This is a genomic window from Arcicella aquatica, assembly GCF_034928825.1.
In the GTDB taxonomy this organism is placed as follows: domain Bacteria; phylum Bacteroidota; class Bacteroidia; order Cytophagales; family Spirosomataceae; genus Arcicella; species Arcicella aquatica.
In genome coordinates this window covers 49,409-63,493 of record NZ_JAYFUL010000022.1, presented here as the reverse complement: position 1 = coordinate 63,493, position 14,085 = coordinate 49,409, and the positions used below count along the sequence as shown (strand labels likewise).

The window sequence follows — 14,085 nt, the reverse complement described above, 5'->3', positions numbered from 1 at the left end:
TAAATTTTGAAAAGATTTATTACTTAAAGTTTTATCCTATTTAGGCGTTAGCATTTAGTGAAATTCCACTGTTTGAGCGATAGCGAGTTTGGAATTTCTTGACTTTCTTTTGTTACTTTTCTTGTGTCAAGACAAGAAAAGTAAGGACTTACGAAAGGAAATATTGCTTTTTGGATATAAACAAAATATAATTTTTTAACATGTTCTAAATACAAAAGTAAGAAAAGCCATTGATTGAAAGAAGACAGCAATAAAAAAGTGTCAAATATCAGGCATATTGACCATGAAATCTGACACTTTTATGATTATCCAATAACAAACACTTAAAATACTTTAAGTCCAATCGTCATTTGCCAAAGGTTTCCTTTTTGTGAATAGTTAATGCTTTTTGATAAATCGACTACATTTGAAATGTCTGAAAGGCTACCTTCATAGCGTAAATCTACTGATAATGAGCCTATGTCTAAACCAGCACCCGCCTGATAGCCATAAGAGGCATTTTTGAATGAATCGCCTATATTACTACCATAGTTTTTTAGGTCATCACTAATACTGTTTGATACTTTAAAGGATGCTACTGGGCCAGCGTTTAAACGAAGAGGACCTAGTTTATAGCCGATTAATAAAGGTACATCAAGACTTGTGTAATCAACATTTACTTTTTGTGAATTTAAATTCAAGCTTCCTCCTTTTGCCGAGAAAATTAATTCTGGCTGTAAAAATATCGTTTTCCCAATGCGGAAATATACGCCACCAACATAACCCGTTTTTGTATCTAAACTTTGCTGTAGATTTGCCCCAGCCGACTGATTTTTGAAATCAGTTTTTAATTGAGAAAAGTTTACACCACCTTTGATACCGAAGGTAAATTGAGCAAAAACACTACTGGTTTTTGTCAAACAAAATAGGACGAGGAGTAATAATATTTTTCTTTTCATGACAAGTAAGAGTTTGTTTAAACGACAATATAACGGGATATTTTAAACTAGAAGTACTTTATTCTTCGTTTTTTTTAATATAATTTAGTAAACGGTAGGTATTTTTGATTTTAAATAAGTAATTGACAAATAAATGTAAATATAATCCTAGCACTGGATTAAAGATAAAATTATAATTCTTGTTATCTGTTGATAATGAGTGTGTTAAACGTAAATATGGCAAAAGTAAAAACCTCATTTTTCTGTCAAAACTGTGGGAATCAGGCTCCTAAATGGCTGGGGAGATGCCCTGCTTGTGGCGAGTGGAATACCTTCGTGGAGGAAGTTGTACAGAAAGATGAACCCACAAAAGGCTCTTGGAAAGTTTCCACTTCGTTGAAAGTAGCTTCCAAACCTAGGGCTATTCAAGAGATTAATTATCAGGAACAAGACCGAATTTTAACAAAAGACAGAGAGTTAAATAGAGTATTAGGAGGAGGCATCGTATTAGGTTCTTTAATCCTGATTGGCGGTGAACCAGGCATTGGGAAGTCGACATTGATGCTCCAAATTGCCTTGATGCTTGATAACTACAAAGTATTATATGTTTCTGGTGAAGAATCAGAACATCAAATCAAGATGCGGGCAGAGCGGTTGGAAAACAAAAGTGATAATTGCTTTATCCTAACAGAAACCCAAACCCAGAATATCTTTAAGCAAGTAGAGACTTTTGAACCTGATATTCTGATTATCGATTCTATCCAGACGCTACAATCGTCTTTTATAGAGGCAGGTGCAGGGAGCGTATCACAAGTAAAAGAGTGTGCGGCTGAATTAATGAAATTTGCGAAAGAATCGGGCACGCCTGTGTTTATCATAGGACACATCACCAAAGACGGTTCATTGGCGGGTCCAAAGGTATTAGAACACATGGTAGATACCGTCCTTCAGTTTGAAGGCGACCGCCATTTGGCGTATAGGATTCTACGCACCACCAAAAACCGTTTCGGGAGCACGTCTGAACTAGGGATTTATGAAATGCTCAATTCGGGTTTAAGAGAGGTGTCTAACCCTTCCGAAATTTTGATTTCGCAAAGGGATGAAGATTTTTCGGGAATTACCATCGGAGCTATGCTAGAGGGGAATCGCCCATTGTTAATTGAAACACAGTCGCTAGTTTCTATCGCCACTTATGGCACACCACAACGAAGCTCGACAGGATTTGATGCCAAACGATTGAATATGCTATTGGCGGTATTGGAAAAAAGAGGAGGATTTAGGCTAGGCAATCAAGACGTTTTCTTGAACATTGCAGGAGGTTTAAAAGTAGAAGACCCTGCCATTGATTTGGCTGTTTGTGCGTCTATCGTGTCTTCTTATGAAGATATTTCTATTCCGAGTACCATCTGTTTTGCGGCAGAAGTAGGACTTGGGGGGGAAATTAGGGCGGTTAATCGCATCGAAAATCGTATTTCAGAAGCCGAAAAATTAGGCTTTAAAGAAATATGGATTTCAAAGTTTAATGCCAAAGGCTTGGATGTAAATAACTATAAAATCAAAGTCAGGATGGCTTCAAGATTGGATGAAGTGTTTATGCAGATTTTGAGGAAGTAATTTGAATATGAGTCATTCCAAATTTTCATTAGAATACAGAAGTTTAACAAAATAGCCTCGTAGAGGCGATAAATCGGTAGTAGCCTACTACCGATTTATCGTTCCTAACGGAACTATAAATTACTCATATTTTTATAACTCATACCCATGTATACTCAATGAAATTAAGGTATAAATGATATTCTGAGTCTTGACACTATTGAAAATTTCTTTTAAATGCTTCGTTAACGCTTCCTCTGTTTCTATGGCAGAAGAATATAAGTTTGAATCTAGGTATATGTTACAAGGATAAAAAAATAGCGATTTTTGTTCGATTGTTAATAGTGAATACCGATAGCCTTTTGAATTGAGGATTTTAGTATCGGGGGCTTCTATTTCAAAGATATACTTAATGATGCCACTATTGTTTTCAATCGTTTTCCTGATACTTGCTTTAATTGTTTGTTGGGTGATTTGTTCTAAAAAACTAGCTTGCTCCAATAAAACTACTTTGGGACTGCGTATGGGTTTATTCAGAGAAAATTCTGGCCAAAGGTTTTCTGATTTCATAATAAGGCGGATATTAAAGTATGAATTATGGTTAGTAAGCTATTATTAGACAGCATTCCAAATTAAAATTTCTATGGCATTTTATTGAAATAACAATATTTGTACGAATAATTTAATATACATTTTTGGTGTTTAAAATCAATGTTTAAGCGGTTTATTACTGATTTTAATCAAAATGTTATATATTTTTTAGGAATAAGAATATAATCTATTTAAGAAATATATTACTTATTAAATCCATTTCAATATAGCGTATATTTTCAATATTCTTCAATTCTTTTCCCACTTTTTAGAAGTCTTAACGGCAAGTTTGTATTTTTGTGAAAACATATACATTATTCATTTTTAATAGTTAATTTGATTTTCAATCATTGATGTTCAGCCTACTTTTTGAGCAAATAATACAGATTGAATTTTTTTAATAATCACATGGCAAGACCTTCTAAAAATACTGACGACACAACTAAACCCATCAAAAAAGCGAACGAAACACCCCTTGCCAAACAGTATAATCAAATAAAAGCGCGTTACCCGGGAGCATTACTATTATTCAGAGTAGGTGATTTTTACGAAACTTTTGGGGAAGACGCCGTGCGAGCTTCAAAGATTTTGGGTATTACGCTTACCCGTAGAAATAATGGAACTGCCGACGACCATCTGGCTGGTTTTCCACACCATTCCCTAGATACTTATTTACCACGTTTAGTCCGTGCGGGTGAACGTGTAGCTATTTGCGACCAACTAGAAGACCCTGCTACTGCCAAAGGCATTGTAAAAAGAGGCGTTACCGAATTGGTTACCCCTGGGGTTTCGTATAACGATAATGTACTTGATACCAAGCAAAACAACTACTTAGCGGCTATTAGTTTTTCCTCTTTTTCTTCGGAAATCATAGGGATTGCTTTCTTGGATATTTCTACGGGGGAATTTCTATGCTCACAAGGAAGTCCTGCTTATATCGAAAAACTTTTGCAAAGCTTTGGCCCTTCAGAGGTGCTTTTTTGTAAGAAGAACAGACAAGAATTTACAGCATTGTTTGGCGATAAGTTCAATACCTTTGGCATTGATGATTGGGCATTTACCCGTGATTTCACCTATCCATTGCTAACCAATCATTTTAAAACTAATTCATTAAAAGGTTTTGGGATAGAGTCTTTGGCAGAAGGTATCATTGCTGCGGGGGTAGTGATGCACTATTTGGCAGAAACAGAACATAAAGAGGTAAGCCATATTTCCAGAATCAATCGACTGGAAGAGGAAAAATATGTGTGGTTGGATAGGTTTACCATCCGCAATTTAGAATTGGTCTCTGCCCAACAAGAAGGGGGTATTTCATTGATTCAAATTCTTGATCAAACCATGACCCCGATGGGAGCGAGGTTACTCAGGAAATGGCTAGTGTTGCCTTTGAAAGAAAAATCTTTGATTCAAGAGCGTTTAGAAACGGTTTCGTTTTTCAAAGAAAATACCGATTTACGTGAGTTTATTGAGCAACAGCTGAAACCTATTGGAGATTTAGAACGCCTTATTTCCAAAGTAGCTGTTCGTAGAATCAATCCTCGTGAATTAGCGACGCTGAAAAGAGCCTTGTCACGGATAGAGCCTATCAGAGAGTTGTTGATAAATTCAGTGCATTCTGAAGACAAAACAAAATCGGCTCAGACTGCCAATGTAACGATGTTGCGGAAGTATGCCGACCAGTTGAATCCTTGTCAGTTTTTGTTAGATAAAATAGAAAATGAGTTACGTGATGAATCATTGCCGATTGTGACGAACCAAGGGGGTATGATTAAGGCTGGGGTAGATGAAGAATTAGACAGGCTTTTAGGGATTGCTCATACGGGGAAAGACTTTTTATTACAATTACAAAATCGTGAAATAGAGCGTACTGGGATTTCGTCATTAAAGGTTTCTTTCAATAAAGTATTTGGGTATTATCTGGAAGTGACCAATGCCCATAAAGACAAAGTGCCGAACGATTGGATTCGTAAGCAAACCTTGGTGAATGCCGAACGATATATTACCCCCGAATTGAAAGAATATGAAGAAACCATTTTGGGTGCAGAAGATAAAATTGCCGTTATTGAGTTTAGGATTTTTAATGAATTAGTGAATGTCGCCAATGATTATGTGCATCAGATTCAACAGAATGCTAAAATCATTGCTGTATTGGACGTATTGACCAATTTTGCGAAAATTGCTGAGAAAAACAATTATGCTAAACCACAAGTGTCTGATAGTAAAGAACTTGTTATTAAAGATGGTCGCCACCCAGTTATTGAACAGCAATTGCCTTTAGGGGAAAATTATGTGCCTAACGATTTGTTTCTGGATGATTCGAGCCAACAAATTATCATTATCACAGGACCAAACATGGCGGGTAAATCTGCCCTCTTGCGTCAGACGGCGCTGATTGTGTTAATGGCACAAATTGGCTGTTTTGTGCCTGCTAGTGAAGCTAAAATTGGGGTGGTCGATAAAGTATTTACCAGAGTAGGAGCAAGCGATAACCTTTCAAAAGGGGAATCGACTTTCATGGTGGAAATGACTGAAACGGCAAGTATTTTGAATAACCTTTCGGATAGAAGTCTTGTGTTGATGGATGAGATTGGTAGAGGAACAAGTACCTATGATGGCGTGTCTATCGCATGGGCAATTGCCGAACATTTGCATAATCATGCGAATTATCGCCCTAAAACACTTTTTGCGACCCACTATCATGAATTGAACGAACTAGCGAATGATTTTCCTCGCATTAAAAACTTTAATGTTTCAGTAAAGGAAATCAACGGCAAGGTGATTTTTATGAGGAAGCTAAAAGAAGGCGGTTCAGAACATAGTTTTGGGATTCATGTGGCACAGTTGGCAGGTATTCCACAGCCAGTGGTGTATCGGGCGAGTGAGATTTTGGTTGAACTAGAAAAAAATCGCTCAAAAGAACAGCACCGCCAGACAATTCGGGAAATGCCTAAACAGAATTTCCAAATGAATATTTTTGGAGGCGAAGCTAATCCTAAATTTGAGAAAATCGAAAAGCTATTAAAACACCTTGACATCAATGCGATGTCGCCAATCGAAGCACTTTTGAAATTGAATGAGGTGAAGAAAGCTATTGAATAAGTTCAGTTGAAAACCGTGGTGTGTGGCACACAGAATACGATTTGAGAACAGCAACAAAGTCAAACTCTTATCACTAGGGAGGGACTTAAGTCCCTCCCTAGTGATAAGAGTTTGCTGTTAACAATAGTCATAATATTGAACTATAAGATTATGTTTATAAATTTATAGTTCAATACACAAGATTATGTTATCGTGTAGTTGTCTAAATCAATGATATAATATTTATGAAAAAAGCTTTTATCCTATTTATAATAGTCTTGTGTGCTAATGTTGGGTTTTCTCAGCGTTTCTACGCTACTGTTTTTGATAACCTCCCTCAAAGCTATCAGCTTTATCCAAGAAATGAAAAGAACGAAGCCTCTGTCCCTATTTCTGGAAAAATAGAAATCGAAGGATGGTCATATTTTTCTCTCAAAGTATATCGCAACAAGCAATTAATTGCCTATCAAAGAGCACCCATTAGCTATAAAAATAGCCTTGGTACTTTTGCCTTTACGCCTGTAGTCATCAAAGCCGAAAAAGCGGAATACGACTTTAAAATATTTGCTGTAAAAGGAACAGATTCCTTGGATTTAGTTACTAGAGAAAATGTAGTCGCTGGCGATGTCTATGTACTTACGGGACAATCAAACTCTACCGCATTTTTTTCCGAGGCCAAGACCAATGAATTTTGTAGAACCTTTGGTAAAATAACGGGAACGTATAATATTGAAGATTATAATCCAGCCGATACGTTATGGGCGTTATCAAACCAAGAAGTATATTTCAAAAATGTAGGAACGCTTGGCTATCAATTCCAGAAATACATATTAGATAATTTTGGTATCCCTACTTGCTTGATTAATGCAGGTTTTCACTGGTCTTCTGCCCGTCAACATGCTAATCGCACGGCATCCAACCCCGCAGATTTGACCAATGGGTATGGCAGAATGTTATATCGTTTGCAAAAAGCAGGGGTAGATAAATACGTCAAAGCACTGATTTACAGACAAGGCGAAACGGAAGCGTATGGAGAAGGATCTGATTTTGGAGGTTACTTCGATATATTTTATAAGAACCTGAAACTAGATTTACCCTCTATTAAACAACTCTACGTCTATCAAATAGACATCATTAATCCCGCTGTGGGCGAAGCCCCCAAAGTGCGGGAAACGCAAAGAGCTTTAGCGGATAAATATCAAAATCTACAGGTGGTTGCTTCTGTAGGCACTGCGGGCTTTGATGGGCTGCATTATACTACAGAGGGCTATACCCAAAATGCTACTGAATTGGGCTGGTTGGCTGGTCGTGATTTTTATAATGTATCAAATACGGATAATATAGATGCTCCTAATGTCCGAAAGGCGTACTTTTCTCAAGCCGATAAAAGTGAAATAACAATCACTTTTCCAGTGGGACAGGAGCTTACTTGGAACGAGAAAACAAGGAATCTTTTGATGAAAGATTTCTTCTATTTGGATGGCGTCGCGGGCAATGTAGTGAGCGGTACGACCGTCGGGAATAAAGTAATCTTAACATTAAATACGAGTAGCTCGGCTACTAAAATCTCTTATTTACCTTCCTTTATAGAACCCACCAGTCCCGACTATCCATATACTGGTCCATACATTACGAATAAAAAAGGGCTTAGAGCACTTTCTTTTTATGAATTCAAACTAGAGGAAGTTCCTACTACTAAGCTAAGTGCTGTGGCCACTAATTTTGAAACCATCAAATTACAATGGGAGGCTATCACAGGAATTAATGGCTATATTATTGAAAGAAAAACGGCGTCAACTGCTTTTCAAGAGGTAGCTCAATTGAATGCCAATACGTTAGTTTATGAAGACAAATCTTTGAAAGGAGGAGAGCTTTATACCTATCGCATAAAGGCAGTGGGTAATTATTGGGAATCATTGTATGCGAATGCAGAAGCTAAAACGCTTGCTTATTTAGCCACGCCTGTATTGGCTGTGACCGTTGTTTATAACAATTCCCTGAGCCTTTCATGGCAAGCTGTTACCCTATCAACTGCTTATCAGATTGAAAGAAGAGTAGGTTCAGAAGATTTTAAACTATTGAGTACCCAACCTGCTAATCAGTTGACGTTAGTTGATAAAGATTTAACACCTAATACCGCCTATGCGTACAGGATTAAAGCCATCGGAAATCTGACAGAATCGTTGTACACGATTGTTGAAAGTAAAACTCCAGCACTATTAGCGACGCCTGTGTTACAAGCTGAATCAATAGCCTACAGTAATGCTAAAATTACATGGAAGAGTATTCCCAATGCGACCAGTTATGTGTTAGAAAGAAAAGTAACTGAATCAGGGAATTACGTAGAGTTAGCCAAATTGGATGCTACAAGAACTGATTTTTCGGATATGCCACTCACGGAAAAAACGAATTATTATTATCGTTTAAAGGCTTTTGGAGATAAAACCGAATCGCTGTATGCTGCTGCGTTGACAGTTACTACACAATCAGTTTTGGGGATTGAGGAGGAGCAAAATTGGGGTTTAAAATTATATCCTAATCCGAATAAAGGACTTCTGATAATTGACTTTCCGAAATCGGTAAATGGGCAAATTTCAATCGTTGATTTTAGAGGCGTAAAATTAGTAGAACAGCCAATCAAACAGAGCGATATTCATCAAATTGATTTAAGCCATTTAGGAAAGGGAAATTATATTGTCATTTTTAATAATGCGGATATAAGCATCTCTAAAAAACTTATCCTTGAGTAATTTTTGAGGTATTCAAGGATAAAAATATTCTTGAATACCTAACTTTTATTGAAGCCTGATTAATAATTAACTTCCATCAAAAATAGTCCTTGCGGAGGGGCAGCACCACCAGCCTTTTGGCGATTTTTAGACTGAATGATTTTCTCAAAGGCCTCAATACTGATTTTGCCCATTCCTACTTCAATCAGCGTTCCCACAATAGCCCTTACCATTCCTCTGAGGAATCGGTTTGATTTAATATGAAATACCAATATGCCGTTGTCTCTTTCTTCCCACCTTGCTTCCATGATGGTACAGTTGAAAGTAAATACTTGTGAGTGTAATTTGCTAAAGCATTCAAAGTCTATGTATTGAAAAAAGTACTTGCAAGCCTCGTTCATGGCGTCAATATTCAATTCAGGTGTGAATTGATAACATAAGTCTATCAAAAACGGACTTTTCTTTCTGGAGATATGATATTCGTATTTACGTGAACTTGCCTCGAATCTGGAATGATAGTCGTCTGCTACTTGAAAAATGTTTAAGATTGAAATATCAAAAGGAAGCATTTTGTTCATTCTGTAAACAATATTTGCTGGATTAGGAATGGCTTCTTCCAAATCAAAATGGGCAGTTTGGTGCTTGGCATGAACGCCCGTATCAGTTCTGCTACTTCCTATAATTTCAATCGGTTTTCTTAATAAAATAGACAGTACTTTTTCTATCTCTCCCTGAATCGTACGGGAGTTTTCCTGTGCTTGCCAACCACAATAATTTGTGCCTTTATATGAGCATTCTATAAAATATCGCATCTGCTTTTAAAAGGTAATGATTGTATGAAAGAAAAAAGCCAGAAAATTCTGGCTTTTCAATGAATGTATGAAGAAAGTCTATTTCATATTGTGATACACGTTCTGAACATCGTCATCTTCTTCCAAACGTTCGATTAGTTTTTCAACATCGGCCATTTGTTCTTCGCTTAGTTCTTTGGTATCATTCGGAATTCTTTCAAAATCAGCACCTAATAATTCAAAACCTTTTTCTTCTAAGAATTTTTGGATAGCTCCAAAGGCAGTGAATTCGCCATAGATGTTTACTTGATTGGTTTCTAAATCCAAGAAAATCTCGTCAGCACCGTAATCAATTAGTTCTAATTCTAATTCTTCAACGTCTATTTCAGCCGTTTTAGCAATTTTGAAAACAGATTTACGTTCGAAAATAAAATCTAACATCCCTGTTGTACCTACGCTACCTCCACATTTTGTAAAATGACTTCTGATATTGGCAATAGAACGATTGGTATTATCCGTAGTACATTCTACCAACACAGCAACACCATGCGCCGCATATCCTTCATACACAATCTCTTTATAGTCTTCTTGCTCTTTAGATGATGCTTTTTTGATAGCACGCTCCACATTGTCTTTCGGCATATTTACTGCCTTGGCATTCTGGATAATGGCCCGTAAACGTGAATTTGAATGAGGGTCTGGTCCACCCGATTTTACTGCAATGACAATATCTTTACCGATTTTGGTAAATGTTTTTGCCATTTGTCCCCATCGCTTAAATTTTCTTGCTTTACGAAATTCAAATGCTCTTCCCATTTCTATTTTTAATTGTGATTGCTACCTTTTCTTTTTGAGTTTGCAAAGTTAGGAATTATTAGGTTTTTACGCAAAGGTGAGTTTGTTTTAGCTTTCTCGATTGTATAAAAAAAGCCCATGAATTTCACGGGCTTCTCAAGAATTATATCATTGTTGGCTTACCAACCATCATCTGCTTTTGGTTTTACATTGGCAGAAGATGATTTTTTTACGGCTGGTTTGTTCGTAGTAGCTACTGGGCTTGCCGAAGCGGCAGTTCCTTTTACTTGCGTATCCAAATCTGTACGGCTGAAAACACGGCTAACAATTTTCCAATCGTTGCCAAATTTTAGCATACTCAATAAGTCAACATATTTAAAATCACCGAAACGCAATTCAACCGTTGCTAAAGCAGATACCCCAATGTATGAATATCCAACTAGTTTTGTCGAACCGCCTTTTGTTTCTATCCCTCCCGCAGGAGTCGTAGCAATAAATTTAGCTACAGGAATATCTTGCAAAGCACCTGTATTGGTATTTACAGTCCTGAGCATAGCCGTTGGGTGAAAAGCAAGGTTCAAGCGAGCAGCATCACCTTTTAAAACACCATCCAAATAATTATTTACACACGTTTTGATAGCATCGTCTTCACTCTGTGCTTTTACAGAAAATGAAAGACATAACAACAAGCAAAAGGAATGGAGGAGTAACTTTGAGATTCTCATGTTTCTTGTAATTTTCATAAAGGTTTTTGTCCCTCTAAAATTAGCTTTTTTTTTATGATTTAACGACTTTTTTAATACTTTATTATTGAGTAATTCTTACCAAATTATTCTATTTCTAATTCGCCAGGCATGTTTTCTCCACTCATAAAATACCATGCTTTATCTGGATATAAAATAGATTGCGCTACTTTTATTCTACCCAAGGCCCTGTTTGAAACATTCTGTAGAATAATGATGGATGAATTGTCTCTATTATTGTGCATATAATAATTTTTAAATCCATGCCACCAACCCGTATGGAAGGTCAGCCAAGTGCCATCATCCAATAGTTGAAGGCGCCAGCCATAGCCGTAGTTTTTGGTCAATAAGTTTTTAAAAGTATGCACAGGCAAGAATGCTTCGTTCAAGGTACTCATTTTTACTAATTTCTCGCTGTTCAAAGCCATGTCCCACTTATACAAGTCTTCCACGGTAGAATATACTCCTTTGTCGCCCACTACGCCATCTAGGTGGTCGAATGGTACTGGCCAGAAACCTCTGCGACGAGGGGTATAACCAATGGCGGCTGTAGCGTTCAATTCGGGCTTGCTAGGGTCATACACAAAACTTCTTGACATACCCGCAGGTGCAAATAAATTTCTTTTGGCATATTCCCTAAAGTTCATCCCCGAGAGCTTCTCGACAATATAAGCTAACAAAGCGTAGTTTGAATTGTTGTAATTGAATCTCGTATTAGGGTAATAATTGATACCGGGCTTATAACGAGCAAACAAATCGACTACCTGATTATTTGTCAAGGGTACTTTTTTATTGACAATTTTGTCTAAACAATACACATAATTGGGAATGCCCGAACTATGCGACAACAAGCTTTTAATGGTAATACTTGGGTCGTAAGGGAAATTCGGAATGTATTTATAAACGGGGTCATCATAATCAATCAATCCTTTTTCGTGTAATTGCATGATAGCAACTGCCGTAAATTGTTTTGATACCGAAGCTAACTGAAATTGCGTTTGGGTAGTATTGGTATCTTTGCTTGAAAAATTGGCATAGCCAAAGGCTTTTTTGTAAATAATTTTTCCGTATTGAGAAACCAACACGGCTCCATTGAATCCATTCAGTTTATGCAATTTTTTGAAAAAAGTATCTAGCTTACTCGCTTTTTTGACAGCTATTTGTGGGTCGAATAGCTTCGCAATGCTATCATTTCTGATGGAAACGTCAGTGGAGGTTTTTTTAGCTAATTGCTTGGATTGATGTGAGCAAGCTAATAAAACGATGCCTGAGATAAAACAACTTACAAAAATGTGTTTTGTGTATTTCAATATTATCACGATATGATTAAGGATTATATTTTCTATCGAGTGGTCGATTAATCAAGCAATTTACTGCTGGAATTTGAAAATTGCCAATCTCTTCTCTAAATTGAATTCAATTTTACTATTTTAAATCAAACGATTCTGATGCCAAAAAGATATATTATTCAAAATAAAAACTTAGGAACATCCCCTGGAACGCTTACTTATGTAGGGAAGGAAGTAAGTTTTGAAACTAAAATATGGTGGACTAGCTACAACTTCGATAAGTATGAAATTAGCGAAGTCCCTGATCTTGGCAACTTTAGTGTCGAGCTTGCTGAGGATAAAACCTATTGGATGAACGTAGATGGCATTCATGAACCTGCCGTAATAGCGAACATTGGCGATATGTTTAATTTACACCCCTTGGTACTAGAAGATATTTTGAATACTCACCAAAAGCCCAAGTTTGAATATTATAACGAAGACCAGCTTTTTGTGACCTTAAAGATGATTGAGTATAACCCCTATACTCGTGAAGCTGAAATAGAGCATCTGAGTTTTGTGATGGGTGAGGGGTATGTAATATCCTTTCAGGAAGAACGCTCCCGTGATATTTTTGAACCAATTCTTACCCGAATAAAAGCATCTGCGGGTAAAACCCGTAAAAATGGGGCTGATTATTTGCTGTATGCGTTGATAGACTTGGTCGTGGATAATTACTTTACGGTGCTGGATAAATTTTCTGAGAATATGGAACAGTTAGAGGAAGAAATTATCAAAAATCCTAATCCAAAAGCATTGAATGAACTCTATAGTATGAAACGAGAGCTTACGATAATGAGAAAAACTATCTTCCCACTTCGTGAAATGTTGGCAAGCCTTATCAGAGAAGAAGCTCCGTTAATCACCGCCAATACTAGTCTGTATTTAAGGGATGTATTAGACCATGTGATGCAGGTAATTGAAACAGTAGATTCTTACCGAGATTTGGGTGCATCATTGATGGATTTATACCTTTCGCAGGTAAGTAATAAGATGAATAACGTCATGAAAGTGCTGACAGTGATTTCTGTGATATTTATGCCCCTTACTTTTATCGCAGGGATATATGGAATGAATTTCGACAATATGCCCGAATTGCATTGGCGATATGGGTATTATGTGGTGTGGATTGTAATGGTCATATTGGTAATTGTGATGTTGATATGGTTTAAACGGAAAAACTGGCTGTAAACATAAAAATATTTTTTTTGCATTTACATGGCTGATTTTAAACCTGTTTTTATGAAATAAAGCACCTATTTGGTTGATTTATATGTTTTTTAAATGCCTTCTTTATAAAAAGAGTATTTTTTGAAAAATTGAGGTTATAAAACAAACCTTTGCAAGAAAAAGTACAATAAAAAAACTTTAAAATTCAATAAAATATTTTTTTTAGAGAAGTCCGTTTAAAAAATAAGTACTTGAAGCTTTAAAAATGGACTTTTTAGAAAAACAGCTTTCAAAAAGTAAATCGTTAAATAAAAAAAATAAAAATTTACAAAAATAAGCCTTTCACAAAT

The 14,085-nt window shown here is 36.5% G+C and carries 10 protein-coding genes; 4 read left to right on the top strand and 6 right to left on the bottom strand.

All coding sequences use genetic code 11. From position 1 onward, the window contains the following. Positions 1–323: 323 nt before the first annotated feature. Entirely contained in the window at positions 324–938 is a 615-nt protein-coding gene (locus VB264_RS14090) for a porin family protein (RefSeq protein ID WP_323250373.1), read from the bottom strand. A gap of 216 nt (positions 939–1,154) precedes the next feature. Between VB264_RS14090 and radA the strand changes: the two genes are divergently transcribed. Next, positions 1,155–2,531, top strand: coding sequence for a DNA repair protein RadA (radA, locus tag VB264_RS14085; RefSeq protein ID WP_323250371.1), 1,377 nt, complete (start codon positions 1,155–1,157; stop codon positions 2,529–2,531). Positions 2,532–2,663: 132 nt separating this feature from the next. Here the strand turns inward: radA and VB264_RS14080 are convergent, their stop codons facing one another. After that, positions 2,664–3,080 carry a hypothetical protein gene (locus VB264_RS14080; protein WP_323250369.1) on the bottom strand — a complete coding sequence of 139 codons (417 nt, stop codon included), beginning with the start codon at positions 3,078–3,080 and terminating at the stop codon, positions 2,664–2,666. A gap of 429 nt (positions 3,081–3,509) precedes the next feature. Between VB264_RS14080 and mutS the strand changes: the two genes are divergently transcribed. Continuing rightward, complete coding sequence (gene mutS, locus VB264_RS14075; RefSeq protein WP_323250367.1) at positions 3,510–6,200, top strand: DNA mismatch repair protein MutS; 2,691 nt, start codon at positions 3,510–3,512, stop codon at positions 6,198–6,200. Positions 6,201–6,424: 224 nt separating this feature from the next. After that, complete coding sequence (locus VB264_RS14070; RefSeq protein ID WP_323250365.1) at positions 6,425–8,929, top strand: T9SS type A sorting domain-containing protein; 2,505 nt, start codon at positions 6,425–6,427, stop codon at positions 8,927–8,929. A gap of 59 nt (positions 8,930–8,988) precedes the next feature. Here the strand turns inward: VB264_RS14070 and truA are convergent, their stop codons facing one another. From truA to VB264_RS14050, 4 genes are all read right to left on the bottom strand, one after another. Further along, on the bottom strand, positions 8,989–9,720 hold the full coding sequence (gene truA, locus VB264_RS14065; RefSeq protein WP_323250364.1) for a tRNA pseudouridine(38-40) synthase TruA: 732 nt from the start codon (positions 9,718–9,720) through the stop codon (positions 8,989–8,991). 78 nt (positions 9,721–9,798) lie between these two features. Further along, a complete protein-coding gene (locus VB264_RS14060; RefSeq protein ID WP_323250362.1) occupies positions 9,799–10,515 on the bottom strand; it encodes a YebC/PmpR family DNA-binding transcriptional regulator in 717 nt (238 codons plus the stop codon). A 158-nt stretch (positions 10,516–10,673) separates the two neighbouring features. Beyond that, positions 10,674–11,219, bottom strand: a complete 546-nt coding sequence (locus VB264_RS14055; protein ID WP_323250360.1) for a nuclear transport factor 2 family protein — start codon at positions 11,217–11,219, stop codon at positions 10,674–10,676. 104 nt (positions 11,220–11,323) lie between these two features. After that, entirely contained in the window at positions 11,324–12,547 is a 1,224-nt protein-coding gene (locus tag VB264_RS14050; protein WP_323250359.1) for a serine hydrolase domain-containing protein, read from the bottom strand. 138 nt (positions 12,548–12,685) lie between these two features. Here VB264_RS14050 and corA point away from each other — a divergent pair, with 138 nt between their 5' ends. Further along, a complete protein-coding gene (gene corA, locus VB264_RS14045; RefSeq protein ID WP_323250357.1) occupies positions 12,686–13,756 on the top strand; it encodes a magnesium/cobalt transporter CorA in 1,071 nt (356 codons plus the stop codon). Positions 13,757–14,085 lie beyond the last annotated feature (329 nt).